The organism is Williamsia sp. 1135 (genome assembly GCF_002095395.1).
In the GTDB taxonomy this organism is placed as follows: Bacteria; Actinomycetota; Actinomycetes; order Mycobacteriales; family Mycobacteriaceae; genus Williamsia.
Map to the genome: position 1 here is coordinate 30,246 of NZ_MJEI01000104.1, position 17,075 is coordinate 47,320.

The 17,075-nt window shown below is 66.3% G+C and carries 20 protein-coding genes; 12 read left to right on the top strand and 8 right to left on the bottom strand.

Annotated features, from left to right (window positions below; all coding sequences use genetic code 11):
- Nucleotides 1-3: 3 nt before the first annotated feature.
- On the bottom strand, nt 4-936 hold the full coding sequence (locus BFL43_RS22400; RefSeq protein ID WP_084894927.1) for an alpha/beta hydrolase: 933 nt from the start codon (nt 934-936) through the stop codon (nt 4-6).
- A 4-nt stretch (nt 937-940) separates the two neighbouring features.
- Nucleotides 941-1,459, bottom strand: a complete 519-nt coding sequence (locus tag BFL43_RS22405) for a phage holin family protein (protein ID WP_240498425.1) — start codon at nt 1,457-1,459, stop codon at nt 941-943.
- Between the two features lie 192 nt (nt 1,460-1,651).
- Here BFL43_RS22405 and BFL43_RS22410 point away from each other — a divergent pair, with 192 nt between their 5' ends.
- The gene (locus BFL43_RS22410) at nt 1,652-2,158 is read left to right on the top strand and encodes an SRPBCC family protein (RefSeq protein WP_084894929.1); all 507 of its coding nucleotides are present in this window, start codon (nt 1,652-1,654) and stop codon (nt 2,156-2,158) included.
- A gap of 255 nt (nt 2,159-2,413) precedes the next feature.
- Here BFL43_RS22410 and BFL43_RS22415 read toward each other — a convergent pair whose 3' ends face one another.
- The 3 genes from BFL43_RS22415 to BFL43_RS22425 are packed head-to-tail and all read right to left on the bottom strand — an operon-like array spanning nt 2,414 to nt 4,279.
- Nucleotides 2,414-3,088, bottom strand: coding sequence for a response regulator transcription factor (locus BFL43_RS22415; RefSeq protein ID WP_084894931.1), 675 nt, complete (start codon nt 3,086-3,088; stop codon nt 2,414-2,416).
- Nucleotides 3,078-3,422, bottom strand: coding sequence for a hypothetical protein (locus tag BFL43_RS22420; RefSeq protein WP_084894933.1), 345 nt, complete (start codon nt 3,420-3,422; stop codon nt 3,078-3,080). Before BFL43_RS22420 ends, BFL43_RS22415 begins: the two co-directional genes overlap by 11 nt.
- Nucleotides 3,419-4,279, bottom strand: coding sequence for a histidine kinase (locus tag BFL43_RS22425; protein ID WP_084894935.1), 861 nt, complete (start codon nt 4,277-4,279; stop codon nt 3,419-3,421). Before BFL43_RS22425 ends, BFL43_RS22420 begins: the two co-directional genes overlap by 4 nt.
- A 181-nt stretch (nt 4,280-4,460) precedes the next feature.
- On the opposite strand from BFL43_RS22425, the gene BFL43_RS22430 reads away from it, so the two are divergent.
- Complete coding sequence (locus BFL43_RS22430) at nt 4,461-4,649, top strand: hypothetical protein (protein ID WP_084894937.1); 189 nt, start codon at nt 4,461-4,463, stop codon at nt 4,647-4,649.
- A gap of 73 nt (nt 4,650-4,722) precedes the next feature.
- Here BFL43_RS22430 and acs read toward each other — a convergent pair whose 3' ends face one another.
- On the bottom strand, nt 4,723-6,666 hold the full coding sequence (gene acs / locus BFL43_RS22435; protein WP_084894939.1) for an acetate--CoA ligase: 1,944 nt from the start codon (nt 6,664-6,666) through the stop codon (nt 4,723-4,725).
- A gap of 141 nt (nt 6,667-6,807) precedes the next feature.
- Here acs and BFL43_RS22440 point away from each other — a divergent pair, with 141 nt between their 5' ends.
- Both BFL43_RS22440 and BFL43_RS22445 read left to right on the top strand, forming a co-directional pair.
- The gene (locus BFL43_RS22440; protein WP_084894941.1) at nt 6,808-7,644 is read left to right on the top strand and encodes a LuxR C-terminal-related transcriptional regulator; all 837 of its coding nucleotides are present in this window, start codon (nt 6,808-6,810) and stop codon (nt 7,642-7,644) included.
- Nucleotides 7,645-7,713: 69 nt separating this feature from the next.
- Nucleotides 7,714-8,436, top strand: coding sequence for an oxidoreductase (locus BFL43_RS22445; protein WP_084895228.1), 723 nt, complete (start codon nt 7,714-7,716; stop codon nt 8,434-8,436).
- 481 nt (nt 8,437-8,917) lie between these two features.
- Here the strand turns inward: BFL43_RS22445 and BFL43_RS22450 are convergent, their stop codons facing one another.
- On the bottom strand, nt 8,918-9,754 hold the full coding sequence (locus tag BFL43_RS22450) for an HAD-IB family hydrolase (protein ID WP_084894943.1): 837 nt from the start codon (nt 9,752-9,754) through the stop codon (nt 8,918-8,920).
- Between the two features lie 444 nt (nt 9,755-10,198).
- On the opposite strand from BFL43_RS22450, the gene ssd reads away from it, so the two are divergent.
- The 8 genes from ssd to BFL43_RS22490 all read left to right on the top strand — a co-directional run bounded on the left by ssd (nt 10,199) and on the right by BFL43_RS22490 (nt 15,746).
- Complete coding sequence (gene ssd / locus BFL43_RS22455; RefSeq protein WP_168176702.1) at nt 10,199-11,266, top strand: septum site-determining protein Ssd; 1,068 nt, start codon at nt 10,199-10,201, stop codon at nt 11,264-11,266.
- Entirely contained in the window at nt 11,263-12,459 is a 1,197-nt protein-coding gene (locus tag BFL43_RS22460; RefSeq protein ID WP_240498426.1) for a TadA family conjugal transfer-associated ATPase, read from the top strand. The genes ssd and BFL43_RS22460 overlap by 4 nt, the downstream gene beginning before the upstream one ends.
- Complete coding sequence (locus tag BFL43_RS22465; protein WP_084894947.1) at nt 12,456-13,295, top strand: hypothetical protein; 840 nt, start codon at nt 12,456-12,458, stop codon at nt 13,293-13,295. The genes BFL43_RS22460 and BFL43_RS22465 overlap by 4 nt, the downstream gene beginning before the upstream one ends.
- Complete coding sequence (locus BFL43_RS22470; protein WP_084894950.1) at nt 13,292-13,894, top strand: type II secretion system F family protein; 603 nt, start codon at nt 13,292-13,294, stop codon at nt 13,892-13,894. The genes BFL43_RS22465 and BFL43_RS22470 overlap by 4 nt, the downstream gene beginning before the upstream one ends.
- A gap of 42 nt (nt 13,895-13,936) precedes the next feature.
- Nucleotides 13,937-14,143 (top strand): DUF4244 domain-containing protein, encoded by a 207-nt coding sequence (locus BFL43_RS22475; RefSeq protein WP_084894952.1) that lies wholly within the window; start codon nt 13,937-13,939, stop codon nt 14,141-14,143.
- Nucleotides 14,143-14,505, top strand: coding sequence for a TadE family type IV pilus minor pilin (locus BFL43_RS22480; RefSeq protein WP_143695475.1), 363 nt, complete (start codon nt 14,143-14,145; stop codon nt 14,503-14,505). The genes BFL43_RS22475 and BFL43_RS22480 overlap by 1 nt, the downstream gene beginning before the upstream one ends.
- Nucleotides 14,502-14,855 (top strand): Rv3654c family TadE-like protein, encoded by a 354-nt coding sequence (locus tag BFL43_RS22485; RefSeq protein ID WP_084894954.1) that lies wholly within the window; start codon nt 14,502-14,504, stop codon nt 14,853-14,855. Before BFL43_RS22480 ends, BFL43_RS22485 begins: the two co-directional genes overlap by 4 nt.
- A 171-nt stretch (nt 14,856-15,026) precedes the next feature.
- Complete coding sequence (locus BFL43_RS22490; protein ID WP_240498427.1) at nt 15,027-15,746, top strand: S1 family peptidase; 720 nt, start codon at nt 15,027-15,029, stop codon at nt 15,744-15,746.
- A gap of 28 nt (nt 15,747-15,774) precedes the next feature.
- Here BFL43_RS22490 and BFL43_RS22495 read toward each other — a convergent pair whose 3' ends face one another.
- Nucleotides 15,775-16,752, bottom strand: a complete 978-nt coding sequence (locus BFL43_RS22495) for a DUF4064 domain-containing protein (protein ID WP_084894958.1) — start codon at nt 16,750-16,752, stop codon at nt 15,775-15,777.
- Nucleotides 16,753-17,075 lie beyond the last annotated feature (323 nt).

Consider the following 17,075-nt stretch of genomic DNA (forward strand, 5'->3'; position numbering starts at 1 on the left):
CGGTCAGCGGCCTGCGAACTCGATCAATTGGCGGTTGACCTCATCAGGTGACTCCTGATGGGCGTAGTGGCCACTCTCTGCGATCTCGGTGAGGTCGAGGTGGGCTGCCCATTTCGCGCTGGCCGCGAGGGTCGGGCGCCGGATGTAGGTGTCGAGTTCGCCCCGGACCGCCAGCACCGGGATCTGCAGGCGCTTGTCCATCAGTTCCAGGAAGCGGCTGCCGTCCGGACGGAACTGCGATCGGAAGGCCCAGCGCCGGTACTCCAGGCTGCTGTGCGCGACGCCGGCGATCTGAATCGCCGACCGGTTACGGGCCGCCGTGTCGGCGAAGTCATCGGTCATCGGCCAGCGCAGTCCGGAATTGTTGCGCATCATCTCTTCGATCATGGCGCCGTCATCGCGGATCAGGTCGCGTTCGGCCGACCGCGGGATCTGGGCCCGTAGAAATCCGGCCAGGAACGCCTTGCGCTGACCGGGATCGCGCAGGCTGGCGTCCTTGAGTGCCTGCGGATGGGGCGAGGCGATGACGACCATGGAGCGCACCGAATGCGGATGCAGGGTCGCAGTCGCCCAGCAGACGAGCCCACCGTCGGCGTGACCGACGATCGTGGCGTCCGCGTGGCCCAGCGCGCGGATCAGCCCGTCGGTGTCACCGGCCAGGGTCCAGCCGTCATAGCCGCGCGGCGGTTTGTCACTGTCGCCGTAGCCCCGCAGATCCACCGCGACCGCCCGGTAACCGGCCGCGGTCAGGGCCGGGAGCTGATGACGCCAACTCCACCAGAACTCCCCGAAACCATGCATGAGCAGGACCAGGGGACGATCGGTGTAGGGCTGATCGGCCCATTCGACCGCGTGCAGCCGCACCCCGTTCGCCCGCACGTCATGGTGCCGCCACGGGCCCGCGAAACGAACGGTCGACGGGTCCGGGGATACCAATCCCTCAGCCCTTGAACGCCTTGGCGGCGCTCGACTTGCTCAGGTCGGCCGCAGGACGAACGGAATCGTGGTGTCCGGCCGGCAGTACGTCGGAGAGGTGTTGCACGGACGCGATGGTCTTCTTCGGTCCGGTCATCTTCTTGAAGACTATGTACCCGACGAGACCGGTGATGATGGCCGCGACGAGAAGTATCAGGAAGACGATGCCGAAGGCGGCCCAGCGAGGCAGCCACTCGGACAGCAACTCGCCCAGGAACCAGAAGAAGAACAGGCTGGCATAGAGCGCCACCGTGAGCGCGACGATGATCAGCCCGGAGCCGATCGCAGCCTTCTTCGCCTCGCCTGTCAGCTCCGCCTTGGCAAGCGCCAACTCGGCACGGAACAGGGTCGAAAGATGCGTGGTTGCTTCTTTGACCAGGGCTCCGACACTCGGATCGCCGCCGGGGCGCACGTTCGGGTCGGACAACGGGATCGACGAGACGGTCGGCGGAACATCTCCCGATGGGCGGTCGTCCAGCGTCACTACTACTCCTCCATCCTCGGATACGACATCCGAGACCACCCGGACGTTCGTCTTTCGCAGCGCCGGGGTTTGTAGGCCTTATGTTGCCATGCCAGGATTGATTGCAGGCTCATCGGACCTTTTACGCGGGTAGGCGGCCTTTCAGACCAGGCGGCTGCCGGCGTGAGAGCACATGTCACACGAAAGGCGACAATGCCCACGTATCCACTCGAACCCTTCGATCTGGACTTTTTCGACACGGCGCCCATCACCCACAAGTTCTCTGTGAACCTTCCCGTGTCACCCGAGCGTGCTTGGGGCGAACTGACCAGGCAGAACACGTTGGACTGGTGTCGACTCATCAAGGCGATCACCTTCACCTCGCCTGCGCCTTACGGGGTCGGGACCACGCGCTCGGCCGAACTGGCGCCCGGATATGCGCGGCTGTCGGAGCGGTTCTTCGTGTGGGACGAAGAACCTGACACCGGGCGTTACCGCCACGCTTTCTACGTCGAACAGGCGAACGTTCCGAGCCTGCGTAAGTTCGGTGAACTCAGTAAGATCGAGCCGTCGGGTGGCGGGTGCAGGTTCACTTGGTCATTCGCCATCGAACTCGCCGGTCCCATGGGGAAGGCCTCCAAGTTTGCACTTCCTGTGATCAAGAAGGCATTTTCGACCTTGGAAACCGACACGGTCAAGTATTTCGCGACCCTGCGCTGACATCCAACTGTGTGATTCCTCATTAACTTTCTGACCCGAATCTGTGCAAACCATTGAGAAGTAGCAGTTGTCAGATGTTAGTCAGGTCACACTTTGGTTGTGGGGCGCAGTGCGCCGGCCTGATCTCGTACGACAATGCTCGCGGACCAGACCTTTCGCCCTGAGGTCGTCCCCATACGCGGTGTCCGAGGCAATAATGCCATCGGACACCGCGTATGGGGACGATTTCAGGGCGTTCCGCGGCCCCGACGTGGTTCACCGCATTCGGGGGCTGACCACACCGTGGTCGAAGGCATAGACAACCGCAGCGGCACGGTCGCGAACACCGAGCTTGTGGAAGATGTTGCCGATATGGCTCTTGACCGTCACCACCGAGATCACCAGTTCCACTGCGATCTCGTCGTTGGACAGACCGCGGCCGACCAGCCCAAGCACGGCCCGCTCGCGCGAGGTCAGTCGATCGAGTGAGGTGCCGTCCTTCGTCGGCCCCGGAGCCGTCCGATAGGTGTCCAGCACGCGCGCAGTGATCGCCGGGTCGAGTACCGCCTCACCCGCGGCGACGATGCGGACCGCGCGAATTAGTTCTTCGGCGGGCGAATCTTTCAGGACGAATCCGGCGGCCCCGGCGCGCAGCGCCTCCGACAGCAGCTGCTCGTCCCGGAAAGTGGTCAGCACCAATACTGGTGGGGGATCGTTGGTTGCCGCGAGATGCCGGGTGGCGGCCATGCCGCTGACCCGTTTCATACGCAGGTCCATCACCACCACGTCAGGCCTGGCCGCAGCCACGGCCCCGACGACCTCGTCGCCGTCGGAGCACTCGGCGATGACCTCGAAACCGTCTTTGCGCCGCAGGATCCGGCGCAATCCTGACCGGACCAGCTCTTGGTCGTCGACCAGCAACACGCGGGTCTTCGGTTCGTCATCCGACATCGGGCACCACCGTCGTCGTCAACTCCGCGGGTAACCGGTTCTCGCGGGAGGCAGGCAAGACCGCGGTGACCTCCCATGCGTTCGCCACCGGCTCGGACCGGAAGGTGCCACCGAGTAGTTCCGCCCGAGAACGCATTCCGTCGATGCCGGATCCACCAGGCCATCGGTGGGCCTCGGGATCGATCTCGTTGCGGACGTGGATGTTCAGCGTCCCGTCGGCATCGGCCTGAACAGTCAGGTCGACCGGCGCACCCGGTGCATGTTTGGATGCGTTGGTCAGTGACTCCTGGACGATGCGGAACGCCGCGAGATCAGTTGCGCTCGTTCGGGTCACACCGGCGGTGGTGTTGCGGTGGTGGATGATCTGTCCGGCCCGCCGAATGACGAGACCAGCTCGTCGAGATCGTCCAGACCCGGCGGTGGCCCGGTCGGTTCGGCGTCGGTGCGTAGTAGTTCGATGGTCTGCCGGATGTCCGCCATGGCCGCACGACCCTGCGTTTCCGCGTCGCGGAGGGCCTCGACGGCGTCATCGATGTCGCCGTCCTCTTCGAGCGCCCGGCGCGCTCCGGTGACGTTGAGCAGCACGATACTCAACGAGTGGGCAACCACATCGTGGACTTCACTCGCGATCGCGGCGCGATCCAGACGTAACCGGGCAGCGCGCGCCTGCCGCTCCCGGAGCAGCAACGCCAATTGTGCCTGTAGCAAATGTCCCAGTGCCGCACCGAAACACAGCATCGCGGCGATCATCCAACCCTGCTGGACAACTCCGGTTGCGCCACCGACGATCAGGATGCCGTAACTCAGTGTCAAGTTGAAGACGGTCTGCTTCCAGGTACTGATCGCGGCTCCGGTGGTGACGGCCAGGACGAGTAGCAACGTGGCGGAGTCTGTGTCTGTGGGTATGAGCCAGAACAGCGCCACCGAGATGACAGTCGCCACCACGAGCAGCGGGGTCAGCACGATGCGCTTCTTCAGAAACAGGCACGCCGGATGGGGCGCGATCGCGAAGACGACCGCGAGCGTCAGGTACAGCCACTGCACTCCGTGCAAATCGCCGAAGATCCGCTGCATGGTCGCGACCAGCACGGTGGCGAGAATCACCGCGTCGGCGATTGCCATGTAGTACCACGGGTACTGGTACCCCAACAGTGCAAAGGCGCGCGCGTAGCGAGCAGTCAACCACCGCATTGGTCGATCGTATCGGTAGGCGGCCGGAAAAACCTCCGCCCTGGGGAGGAACCTCAGCCCGCCTCAGGTAGGGCAACAAGACCGTCCCCGGGGTGGCTGACCAGCGTTTTCATTGGCAATAGCGTTGTTCTTACCCGATCGGCGCCCCAGACGGAGCTGCCGGAGAGCAAGGAGAGCGGCGATGTTCTGGATGCTGATAGGTGCGAGTGCGGTGGTGGCGACGGTGTGGTTGTCGAGCGGCGGGAACGGACTCGATTACCGGGCGCGCGAGATCAGGGCGTCGATGGCGCGGCGGGACGCTCAGGACAATGCCCAGCTGCGCCGAATCCGTTGGGCCCGTAGGCGGCAGAACTTGCTCCACCTACAGTGATCCGCTCCGCTTCCAGAGTGCTGGAAGCGGAGCGGATTCACGGAACCGAAGCAGATCCGATGGTGGTGGGTCGTCAGCCCTTGCGCTGCTGGCGGATCGCGTCGAAGACCGAGGGGTCGACCAGGGTCGAGGTGTCACCGAGTTCGCGTCCTTCGGCGACGTCCTTGAGGAGTCGACGCATGATCTTGCCGGACCGCGTCTTCGGCAGCTCTGGGACGATGTAGATCTCCCGCGGCTTCGCGATCGGGGAGATGTCTTTCGACACATGATCTTTCAGCTCCTTGATGAGCTGATCGCCGGTGTCCTCGCGGCCCTGGCGCAGGATCACGAAGGCCACGATGCCCTGGCCCGTGGTGGCGTCGGCAGCGCCGATCACCGCGGACTCGGCAACGCTGGGGTGTCCGACGAGCGCGGACTCGACCTCGGACGTGGAGATCCGGTGGCCCGAGACGTTCATGACGTCGTCGATGCGGCCGAGGACCCACAGTGCGTGGTCGTCGTCGTAGCGGGCGCCGTCACCTGCGAAGTACCAGCCCTGCTCGGCGAACCGCGACCAATACGTGTCCTTGAACCGCTCCTCGTCGCCCCAGATCCCGCGCAGCATCGACGGCCACGGCTTGTCCAGCACGAGGAACCCTTGCTCGCCGGCGCCGACGGACTCGCCCTTCTCGTTGACGATGTTGGCGCTGATGCCGGGCAGGGGCGCCATCGCGGAACCGGGCTTGGTGGCGGTGATGCCGGGCAGCGGCGAGATCATGATCGCGCCGGTCTCAGTCTGCCACCAGGTGTCGACGATCGGGCAGTTCTCACCGCCGATGACCTCGTGGTACCAACGCCAGGCTTCGGGGTTGATCGGCTCGCCGACGCTGCCGAGCAGCCGCAGCGAGCTCAGGTCATGGGCGTCCGGGATCTCGCGGCCCCACTTCATGAAGGTCCGGATCAGGGTCGGCGCGATGTAGTAGATGCTGACCTTGTACTTCTCGATGACCTCGAAGTGGCGATGTTCGTTGGGGGAGTTGGGCGTTCCCTCATAGACCACCTCGGTCGCGCCGTTCGACAGCGGTCCGTACACGAGGTAGCTGTGCCCGGTGACCCAGCCGATGTCGGCGCCGCACCAGAAGACGTCCTTGCCCGGCTTGTGGTCGAAGACGTTGTGGAAGGTGTAACTGACCTGGGTCAGGTAGCCGCCGGAGCTGTGGACGATGCCCTTGGGCTTGCCCGTGGTCCCCGAGGTGTAGAGCAGGAACAGCGGGTGCTCGGCGTCGAAGGGCTCCGGCTCGTGCTTGGTGTCGGCCTTGGCGACGGTCTCGTGCCACCAGAGGTCACGACCTTCGACCCAGTCGATGTCGGAGTCGGTGCGGTTGACGACCAGGACGTGTTCGATCGATTTGGCGGCGTCGTCGCCGGTGCCCAGGGCCTCGTCGACACCCGCCTTGAGTGGGGCGGGCTTGCCGCGCCGGTACTGGCCGTCGGTGGTGACCACGAGTTTCGCTTCGGCGTCGTCGACCCGCGACCGCAGCGCGGCGGCCGAGAAGCCGGCGAACACCACCGAGTGGGTCAGACCCAGACGCGCGCAGGCGAGCATCGTGACGATGGCCTCGGGGACCATCGGCATATAAATGGCGACGCGATCACCGGAGACCAGGCCGATCTCGGTGAAGTAGTTCGCCGCCTGCGAGACCTCGGCGAGCAGGTCGCTGTAGGTGACGTCGCGGCTGTCCCCGGGTTCACCGACCCAGTGGATCGCGACACGGTCGCCGTTGCCCTCCTCGACGTGCCGGTCGACGCAGTTATAGGCCACGTTGAGCTTGCCGCCCACGAACCACTTCGCGAACGGGGCGTTCGACCAGTCGAGGACGTCGCCGAAGTCGGTGTCCCAGTGCAAACGGCGAGCCTGCTCGGCCCAGAACGCCAACCGATCCGCCTCGGCGGCCTGTTCGAGTTCGGGTCCTGCGTTCGCCTGCTCCGCGAATGCGGTCGGCGGGGCGTACGTCACGGGTGCGGTGCCATCACTCATCGGTTCCCTTTCAGCTTCTCGGCCGCCCGGAATCTGTGTCGATCGGCCGGCCTGTGGCCCATGTCAGGGGTCACTGTGTTGTGCACCACATGATGTCTGCGGCATCATCTACTGCAATAGCCCCGAAAGTGGATAGTGCTGATGAGTGTCGACAACATCGTGCTCCGCCCCAGCGATCGCGAACTGGTGCGGGCCACGAGTGCGCGCCTGAGAAGGGTCACGGGCATCCCCGTCGTCTTCGGAGGCCTGCGCGACCAGGGCGCCATCGCGGTGACCGAATCGGTGGGGCACCAGACCGCGGCACTGCGCACGATCACGGTGACCCCGCAGCGCGGCCTCGGTGGCCTGATCTGGCTGAACAAGCGCACCACGCTCATCCGCGATTACGGTTCGGCCAGCGAGATCACCCACGACTTCGACGACCAGATCCTAGGAGAAGGGATCACAGACCTCGCGGCGGCCCCGATCGTCGTCGACGGCTCGGTGCGAGGCCTGATCTATGCGGGTTGGCGCGGTGGCGGTCACCTCGGGGACGACGCTGTCGCCGCGCTGTCCGTGGAAGCCGGCCGGGTCGCCGCCGAACTGCGCACCCGAGATGAAGTCGATCGGCGTCTCGGAGCGATGGCTGCAGTGCAGCAATCGCAGGTCCAGGCCGCTGAGTGGCTGGACGAGATTCGCGACATCGCGGCGGTCTCCGGAGACGACGAGACCCGGCGCCGGTTGCTCGACCTCGTCGATCAGATCGGTGGCGCGCGGCCGTCCGGTGAACCCTCGGTGCCCCTGACACCCCGGCAGCTCGAAGTGTTGTCGCTGGTGGCGATGGGTTTCGGTAATCGGGTGGTGGCGGATCGGCTCGGTTTGACCGTCGACACCGTGAAGACCTATCTCCGTGCCGCAATGGTCCGGCTCGGAGCGCACAACCGGCATGAGGCCGTGGTCAAGGCCCGTGCCGCGGGGCACGTTCTCGATCTGCTCTGACTACGGAGGCTCGACGTGTGCGAAGTAGTCTGACTTCTCGTGACTGATCCTTTGGCTCCGCTGCTCGAGATGCCCGGCGTGCTCGAGGCGGCGGACCGGGCGCGCGACGCACTCGCGGCCGCCCACCGGCACCCCGCGAATCTCCGGGGCTGGGACAAGACGGCGACAGAGGCATCATGGCGAGCGGGTCGGTCGTCGGCGGCCATCGACGGTGGCAGCATCGAGCTCGTTCGGGACGGCGACTTCGACGAGCCCGTCTTGTCCGGTGCGATGCGGGTGGCACAGGCGCTCGACGGCGAATCGTTGCCGCAGATGCTGGCCGTGTGGACCAGGGCGCCGCTGCAGGCGCTGGCCAGGTTGCATGTGCTCGCCGCCAATGAACTGACAGACGATCCCGAGTTGCTGGGACGACCCCGCGCCGATCGTGAGCTCGACCAGCGGCTGGCTTTGCTCGCGCAGCTGGTCACCGGTGCGACCAAGGCACCGGCGCCGGTGCTCGCCGCGGTGGTTCATGCGGAACTGCTCGCGCTCGAACCCTTCGTCTACGCGAACGGGGTGGTGGCCCGGGCCGCCTCGCGGCTGGTGTGTGCGAGTACCGGACTCGATCCGCACAACCTCGGGGTGCCGGAAGTGACCTGGTTCAAACGCGTGCAGGAGTACCGCACACTGTCGGCGGCTTTCGGAGCGGGCGATCCAGAAGGTATCCGCGGTTGGCTGGTGCTGAGCGGTGAGGCCTTGGAGGCCGGAGCAGCCGAGGCGAGATCCATCGCCGATGCAGCGCGCGCTCAGTAGCAGCGTTTGGTCGATATTCGTTGTGACAGAGAAGAAATAAAGGGCGGACAACGCACTGCGGGCGGCCTACGGGTCGCTCATGCGATTCCCGTCGGCCGCCCGCTAGCACGGATCCGAGTTACCAAGCGTGCTGTGGTGGTTGTGTGGGGTGACCTAGGCAGAGTTGTCCGTCGCCGCCTCAAAAGCGTTGCCACCCAAAGGAACTCATCTGAATACGACGTCGAATCTCGCAGGCCCACAACCTGGTGCCTCCCGCGGCGTGCTGCGCGTGGGTGCTCGATATCCGTGCTGGGAGTGCGTGGTCAGGAGTCCGTACCTTCTCCTCCGGTCCGAACTTGGCTTCCCGCGCTTTCCGTAACTACTTTCTACACCGTGACCACGGTCACATCAAGGGGTGAGCCGTCTCAAATTTGCATCACACCTTTTCCCTTGGGCTAAAACGCTTTTCACTCCCGACGCCCGCGCGGAGAACCTCAGGTGGTCAGCGCCGCCGGCGGTGCAGCGCAGTGTAGGTGAGGGCGCCCGCGATCATTGCGCCCAAACCCACTGCGGCCGAGGCTGTCACGGTGACCGGGGTGGCCGCGGGCAGCCGGCTGCGCAGTGATATCGGTTTTGTGAACGAGAGCATCGGCCACCCCTGTGTGGAGGCCTCCTTGCGCAGGGCGCGATCAGGGTTGATGACGGTCGGATGGCCGACAGCGCGCAGCATGGGCAGGTCGGTGATCGAGTCGGAGTAGGCAAAGCACTTCGTGAGGTCGTAACCGACCGACGTCGCGATCTCGTTCATCGCGACGACCTTCTCGTCGCCGTAGCAGTAGAACTCCACCTCGCCCGCGTATTTGCCGTCGACGACCTTCATCCGGCTGGCCATCGAGTAGTCGGCACCGAGCATCTCGCCGATCGGTTCGACGATTTCCGTGCCCGACGCCGAGACGATGACCACGTCGTGCCCGCGCGCCTTGTGGCCGGCGATCAGGTCTGCCGCTTCCGCGAAGACCAGGGGATCGACGATGTCGTGGAGGGTCTCGTGGACGATCGACGACACCTGCTCGACGTCCCAGCCCGTGCACATCGCGGTCACGTGCTTGCGCATGCGCTCGACTTGGTCGTGGTCGGCCGCCGACAGCAGGAACATGAACTGCGCGTAGGACGATTTGAGGACTGATCGGCGATTGATCAGCCCCTGATCGAAGAACGGGCGGGAGAAGGCGAGGGAGCTCGATTTGGCGATGATCGTCTTGTCGAGATCGAAGAACGCGGCGATCCGCGTCGTACCGGGGGACCTCGGTCCACCGTCTGCCGGCTTGAAAGCGGTCACCTGTCGAGGGTACTTCGGGCTACCGTATGAGGCACTGCTTCGGACCGCTGTGAACCCGATAACTTCACTTACGATCACTTCGTTTGCATGAAGAGAATCAAATGGTTGAAGTTGCAATCAATCCCAGAAACTTGTGTATAGTCATAGTTACCCGGACTTGATCCGGGGCTTTCAGCCCGACCCCCCGGGGCTGAACGCGACGACCCTGGCCTCCTCCCCCCCTGGCCAGGGTCGTCCCCATTTCCGGACCTTTTCGGTCATCTGACCCACACGGTCACTGCTGGCTCCACCGGCCCGCTCACCTGCATGTTTTCCAAAACTTCGGGCGCGCGGCGCGCTGTGTTCACAGGCAACTCTCCACAGATCGGCAGACACTCCACAGGTTCGCGTCCGATGGGCTGTCAGCCGCCGTCAAGGACGAGACGACCCGCCACGATGGCTGTCATGACCGATTCCTCGACTGTGCTCGTGATGGTGTCCCCGGACCTCGCGGACGACGTCGCGCGTGTCGCCGCTGCCGCCGGATATCAAATCGTTCGTGCGCTTCCCGAACGATGTCGCAGGGAGTGGGCGGAGTGCACCGCGGTGCTCGTCGATGCCAGCACCGTCGAGGCAACACTGGCCTGCGGATTGCCCCGACGGGGCGGGCTGCTCGTCGTCGGACTCGCGGGCGACGGACCGCAGATGTGGCGCACCGCGCTCACCCTCGGAGCCGGCGACGGCTTCGTGCTCCCTGACGACGAGCATGCGGTGGTACAGGCGCTCTCCCGGATCGCGAAACCGATCGGGCCCTCCGGTGTTGCCATCGCCCTGATACCGGGTCACGGAGGCGCCGGGGCCTCGACGCTGGCCGCCGGAGTGGGGTTGGTGGCCTGCGAGAGGGGTCTGAGCGGAATCATCGTCGACCTCGACGACCTCGGTGGTGGGCAGGATCTCCTACTCGGGGTCGAGGACCAGCCCGGGCTGCGCTGGCAAGAACTCACGCTCGAGAGCGGCCAGGTCGTGGCCGCCTCCCTGCACACCGCTCTCCCGCATTCCCGGGGAGGGTTGGCGATCCTCACCGGGCGGCGCGGCAGCGGCACACCCGTCCGCCCAGAGGCCGCGCTCGCCGCGATCGACGCCGCACGGGGCAGCGGCGACGTCGTGGTGGCCGACCTGCCCCGGCGCGAGGGTGAGCTGGTGGACGCCGTGGTGGAAGCCGCAGACCTGGTGGTGCTCGTGACCGCCGCGACGATCCGGGCCTGCGCCGCCGGACGCGAGATGGCTGCGCGTGTGCGGGCTCGCACCGGGCGGGTCGAGGTCGTCGTCCGCGGCCCGGCTCCAGGTGGGCTGCGGCCGGTCGAGGTGGCCGACGTCATCGGTGTGCCCCTGCTGACCGCGACGCGGCCCGATGTGCGGCTCGAGCGCCAACTCGAATCCGGTGGGCTCGCTCTCGCCCGACGTTCGCCGTTGCGCCGGTCCGCGACCACGGTGCTCGACCGCGCGGTCGAGCTGCGTCGGGTGCTGCGGTGAGCACCGGTGGTGATGCAGTGCATCCCGGGCGTGCGCAACTGCTGACCCGGGTCCGCGAGAAGCTCGCGGCCACCGCGCAGGATCCCACCCCCGAAGTGATGGCAGCCGTCGTCCGCGCGGAGGCAGGTGGCGTGCTGGGCGACACCGATCTGCTTGATGCCCTTCGTTTTCTGCAGACCGAACTGGTCGGTGCCGGACGGCTGGAGGTCTTGCTGGCCGGCCCGGCGGTCAACGACATCCTGGTGGTGGGACCGAAACAGGTCTGGACCGATCAGGGGCGCGGCCTCGAGCGGTCGGACGTCGAGTTCGAGGACGACGAGGCGGTGCGACGGCTGGCGATGCGGTTGGCCCTGGCCGCAGGCAAACGGCTCGACGATGCGCAACCCTGGGTCGACGGCCAGCTGGCCGGGCTTGGTCGACGCGGCTACAGCGTGCGGTTGCACGCCGTCATCCCGCCGATCGCGGTCGACGGGACATGCCTGTCGCTGCGGGTACTGCGACCAGCTACGCAGAACCTCGACGCCCTCGCGCGGTCAGGGGCGATCGATCCGGAGGCCCTCGCGCTACTGGAGGCCATCGTCGACGCTCGCCTGGCCTTCCTGGTGGTGGGCGGCACAGGAGCCGGTAAGACGACCTTGTTGTCGGCGCTTCTCGGGCGAGTGGATCCGGCGGAGAGAATCGTGTGCGTCGAGGACGCTGTGGAGTTGGCGCCGCAGCACCCCCACGTGGTGCGGTTGGTCGCCAGGACGCCGAATGTCGAAGGCGCGGGGGAGGTCCCGGTGCGGGCCCTGGTTCGGCAAGCGCTTCGGATGCGACCGGACCGGATCGTCGTCGGGGAGGTGCGGGGCGCCGAGGTCGTCGACCTGCTGACCGCAATGAACACCGGGCACGACGGCGGCGCAGGCACCCTGCACGCGAACTCGACGGCGGAGGTGCCCGCGCGGATGGAGGCACTCGCCGCCCTCGGCGGCATGGACCGGCCTGCGCTGCACAGCCAACTCGCAGCGGCTATTTCGGTGGTGATCGGGGTGTTCCGGGATTCCTCGGGCAGCAGGGGTGTCTCGGAGATCGGGATGCTCCGCCGCGGCAACGACGGGCTGGTTTGCATAGAGGCCGTCTGGACTCGAGCGGGCGGTTTCACCACCGCCGCAGCAGCTCTGGCCGCGGTACTGGACGCGAGGCTGGGGCGATGACCGCAGTGCTGGTCGCCGTCGGCCTGTCCATTCTGTTGTGGGCCCGACCACGAGCACAGACTCGCGCACATGCGCTGATCCCTGCGGAACCTCTGCGACGCACACTGTTTGCCGAACCACTCGGTCTGGGTCTGATGCTCGGTCCGGTGCTCACGCTTGTTCTCGTCGGTGCCGGTGCGGCGCTGGCTGCGGCCATGGCCGCAGCGATGACGCAGGTTCTGCTGGTTTCGCGGCGACGCGAGCGGGCAGGGGCCGCAGAGATGGCGCGGCTACTCGCAGCGCTGGAGGTCATGGTCTCTGAGTTGAGGGTGGGGGCGCACCCCGCACACGCGTGTAGGCAGGCGGCGCAGGACTGCGGCGGTCCTGCAGACGCGGGGACGGCTGAGATGCTGCAGATGATGGCGGGTCGTGCCGCGCTCGGTGGTGATGTCGCCGCAGGAATCGAGCAGGCGGAGGGGCACTACAGCGAGTCTTCGTCGGGGTCGGGGGCCACCGGCTTCCACGCGTGGCAGCGGATTGCCGTCGCCTGGCGGACTGCTGAACAATACGGCCTCCCGATGGCTGAGCTGCTGACCTCGGTGCGTGCAGATCTGCTGGCTCGTCATCGCTTCAAAACACGAACGGCAGCTGCACTCGCCGGCGCGAAGGCCACTGCACTGGTTCTCGCGCTTCTGCCGATACTCGGGATCCTGCTCGGGCAGGCGATGGGCGCGGCACCGGTGGCGGTGTTGCTCGGTGGTGGGATCGGCGGAGTGCTGCTCGTGGTCGGGGTCGGCCTGGTCTGCGCCGGTCTGCTGTGGTCGCGGCGCATCGTCGGCAAGGTGACCGACCGGTGACCGGGGTCGTATTCGCAGCTCTGGCCGGGGCTGCTGGTCTGCTGCTCGTCCCGGGCCCGGTGTGGTCGACATACCGGATCGTCGCTCCGCCGGTGTCCCACGGCCGCAGTCGGGAACCGCGGTGGCTGGGAAAGAAGAAGGCGGTCGACGACCCCTTCGCCGCGGCAGCGAGCTACGACCTGTTCGCGGTGTGCCTGCGTTCCGGGTTGCCGGTCGCTGCCGCCGCGAAGGTGGTGTCGCAGTCGGCTCCGCCGGCGCTCGCGGGGATCCTCGCCCGCGCCTCCGATCTGTTGTCCCTGGGCGCAGACCCGTTGCAGGCGTGGGCCGTATCCGGCGAGGCGGATCAGTCCGCCGCGATGTTGGCAGCGGTGACGCGTCGATCGGCGCGAGCGGGGTCCTCGCCGGTGCGCGGGTTGGAGGAGTTGGCCGACAACCAGCGCAGCGAGGCCCAGGACCGGGCGGCGGCCGCCGCCGAACGAGCAGGGGTTGCGATCAGCGGACCACTCGGACTGTGTTTCTTGCCGGCCTTCGTCTGCCTGGGCATCGTGCCCGTGGTGATGGGCCTGGCGGGAAAAGTGTTCGGTGGCGGTCTGCTCTGAGATCTGCCGTGGACTGGCCACGGTGTGTATAGGGGGAAATCGATGATAGGCAACATGATTCGGAATGTGCAGGCACGAGCTGCAGTGTTCATGATGGACGAGGACGGCATGTCGACCGCGGAGTATGCGATCGGCACGATCGCTGCAGCGGCGTTCGGTGCCATTCTCTACACCGTCGTGACCGGTGATTCGATCGTCTCGGCGTTGACGGGGATCATCGACAAGGCGTTGCAGACCACGGTCGGATGATGATGCGGCGCGTTCGTCGCCGTCTGCTGGCCGATGATCGGGGCATGGTGACGGTGGAGGCGGCGATCGCGCTCGCCTCGATTGTCGCGATGGTGGTGATCGGGGTGGTGGCGGTGGCCGCGGTAGCTGCTCACGTCCGCTGTATCGACGCAGCGCGGGAGGCGGCGAGGATTGCGGCGCTGGGTGATTCGGTTCGCGCCGAGCAGGTGGCGCGTCAGGTCGGTCCTGATGGGGCGTCGGTGCGGATCCGTACCGAGGGGGAGTTGATCGTCGCGCAGGTGCGGGTCGATGTGCCGTTGCTGCCGGGGGTGGAGGTGGGTGCGCGGGCGGTGGCGGCGGTCGAACCGGGCGGCGACGAGTGAGGATTGCGGGCGATGAGCGTGGCTCGGCGACGGTTGCCGGGGCGTGCGCGATCGCGGCGTTGGCGGGGTTGGTGGTGCTGGTTCTGTATGTGGGTGCTGCGGTGTCGGCGCGCCATCAGGCTCAGTCGGCCGCCGATCTCGCCGCACTCGCGGCTGCGTCGGCTCTGGTGCTCGGTGAGGCCGATCCGTGTGCGCAGGCAGGGCTGATCGCGGGGCGGATGGGAGTGCTCCTCGCGTCCTGCAATCCGGAGGGTGTGGATGTGGTGGTGTCGGTGAGAATGGCTGTTGACCTCGGGTTATTCGGTCGCCGTGACGCCTTGGCGACGGCGCGGGCCGGGCCAGTGGAGTGACGGGCAGGAGTTGTCCGAGTAGGCAGACGGGGGTCTGTGAGGTAGACAGGACAGGGCCGGTGTATTGGGCGGAGGTGTCGACGTTCACACTGGTGCGCGATCACGTGACTGCGCGACGCGAAGATATGCTTCGCGGAACAGAATTTACCGAAGTGAATGGTGGGGGATTTCTTGAAGAAGCGTTTGTTGGCAGTCGTGTCCGGACTCATCGCAGTGATCTGCATGTCAGGACTGGCGGCCGGCTCAGCCAGCGCTGCTCCTCGCGTCGCACTCGGTGGCGGCGCGGGCATCATCATCAACAACAGTTCGGTGTGCACGCTGACCGCGATCGGCCACGACTCCGCAGGCCGCCTTGTCGGGCTGACCGCGGCCCACTGCGCCGAGACCGGCGATGCCGTCCGCGCCGAGAAGGCCGCCGGGTCCGGCGTGATCGGCCAGGTCACTTCGTCCAACAAGTACTGGGACTACGCGGTGATCCGCTTCGACCCGGCCAAGGTCGAAGCGCAGCGCAACTACCGGGGGTTGACCCTCGGCGGTTTCGGTCCGCAGCCGGCCTTTGGCCAGAACGCCTGCAAGGCGGGCCGCACCACCGGCACCAACTGCGGCGTCGTATGGGGCACCGACCCCGAGAGCCCGACCTTCACCCTCAACCAGAGCTGCTCCAACCACGGTGACTCCGGCGCGCCTGTCGTCGTCGACAACAAGCTCGTCGGTCTGCTCAACGGGGGCCGCATCTTCAAGAACATCGGCGGCACCGGACTGAACTTCGACATCGAGTGCAACGACCCGGGCAACCCGGTTCACGTGCCGACGCTCAGTACCGGTATCGGCTACATCCTCAAAGACCTGAACGGGCTCAACATCGTCGGCAGCGGCTTCCGCCTGATCTGATCGGTTCGGCTGCGCCCGGTCGGGTGTGCTACTTGCGCTTGATGATTCCGGCTATTCCGGCGATCACCAGGCCGATACCGCCGACGAGGGTCAGCCACAGGCCGATGCCGACGTCGATGGTGATATCGAAGACCTCGGCGGTCTCCTTGGCGTCCAGGATGTCGGTGATGTCGACGATCGCGATGAGTGCCACCAGGATTCCCGTCACCACCGCGACGATGCCGGCCGTCAGGTGCAGGCCGGAACGCTTGGCGATGAGAACGCTGATCACGCCGAAAATTCCGGCGACGACGGCGAGAACCAAGGTCAGGACGCCATCATTGGCATCAGTGTCGGAATCACCGCCGCCGAGCCCGCTCTCGCTGATCGTCCCCGAGACCCACGGCAGGAACGCCGAGATCGCGATCACCACCGCGATGACCGCGATGACCAGTCCGATGACCTTGACTGCCTGCGAGACCGGCGCGGCCGTCGGCGCTGAGCCGTACGCGCTGCCGTAGGGCTGCTGACCCTGATCGTGTTGCGGCGCAGCGTACGGATTCTGACCGGCCTGGTATGGCTGCTGTCCGCCCTGCTGATACGGCGCCTGCTGGCCGTACTGCGGCTGGCCCTGCGGCGCACCGTACTGCGGCTGGCCCCGGGGCGCGCCGTATTGCGGCTGACTTTGAGGCGCACCGTACTGCGGCTGATCAGAGGGTGATCCGTATTGCTGAGGCGGCTGCTGACCGCCGTATTGACCCGGCTGTCCTGCTCCGTGCTGACCCTGCCCGTACTGGCCTTGGCCGTACTGACCTTGCCCGTACTGACCCGACTCGTACTGTCCCGGTGGTGGCCCGCCGTGCTCCGGTGGACGCGGCGGCTCCGCGCCTGCGGTCGAATGGTCTGTTCCCGCAGGCTTGGAAACGTCCGGCCGTGGGCCGCCAGGTTGGGGATTCACCGGTGGTGGGTTGGTGGACGTCATGCGGGTCTGGTCATACGGGTCGGATTGCCCGGGGGTCTGCGTCATGGTTCATGCCTCTTCGCTGATCGGATTTCTCACGTTAAACCCGATGAGCGCTGAGAAATCCATTTCCGCGCACGGCAGAGGGAAACTGAGCTCGGATTTCATGCACGTGATCGACAGTGCCTAATTGTTCGCTTCGTCGTGGGCCCTGTTGCGCGTTCTTCGTTCGTCACGTGGCCGCTTCGCGTCCGCGTTCCTCTCTGCATCACGCGCGGCCCACCCCTGCGCTCACTGTGTTTGATTGTTCGCTCCGTCGTGGGCCTTGTTGCGCGTTCTTCGCTCGTCACGTGAGCGCTGCGCGCTCGCGTTCCTCACTGCATCACGCG

Bases quoted from the DNA above. Each gene is read 5' to 3' on its own strand.
- BFL43_RS22410 (WP_084894929.1), top strand. From the start codon at position 1,652: ATGCCCACGTATCCACTCGAACCCTTCGATCTGGACTTTTTCGACACG.
- BFL43_RS22445 (WP_084895228.1), top strand. From the start codon at position 7,714: ATGCCCGGCGTGCTCGAGGCGGCGGACCGGGCGCGCGACGCACTCGCG.
- BFL43_RS22495 (WP_084894958.1), bottom strand. From the start codon at position 16,752: ATGACGCAGACCCCCGGGCAATCCGACCCGTATGACCAGACCCGCATG.
- ssd (WP_168176702.1), top strand. From the start codon at position 10,199: ATGACCGATTCCTCGACTGTGCTCGTGATGGTGTCCCCGGACCTCGCG.
- acs (WP_084894939.1), bottom strand. From the start codon at position 6,666: ATGAGTGATGGCACCGCACCCGTGACGTACGCCCCGCCGACCGCATTC.
- BFL43_RS22480 (WP_143695475.1), top strand. From the start codon at position 14,143: ATGATGCGGCGCGTTCGTCGCCGTCTGCTGGCCGATGATCGGGGCATG.
- BFL43_RS22425 (WP_084894935.1), bottom strand. From the start codon at position 4,279: ATGCGGTGGTTGACTGCTCGCTACGCGCGCGCCTTTGCACTGTTGGGG.
- BFL43_RS22475 (WP_084894952.1), top strand. From the start codon at position 13,937: ATGATAGGCAACATGATTCGGAATGTGCAGGCACGAGCTGCAGTGTTC.
- BFL43_RS22415 (WP_084894931.1), bottom strand. From the start codon at position 3,088: ATGTCGGATGACGAACCGAAGACCCGCGTGTTGCTGGTCGACGACCAA.
- BFL43_RS22440 (WP_084894941.1), top strand. From the start codon at position 6,808: ATGAGTGTCGACAACATCGTGCTCCGCCCCAGCGATCGCGAACTGGTG.
- BFL43_RS22430 (WP_084894937.1), top strand. From the start codon at position 4,461: ATGTTCTGGATGCTGATAGGTGCGAGTGCGGTGGTGGCGACGGTGTGG.
- BFL43_RS22465 (WP_084894947.1), top strand. From the start codon at position 12,456: ATGACCGCAGTGCTGGTCGCCGTCGGCCTGTCCATTCTGTTGTGGGCC.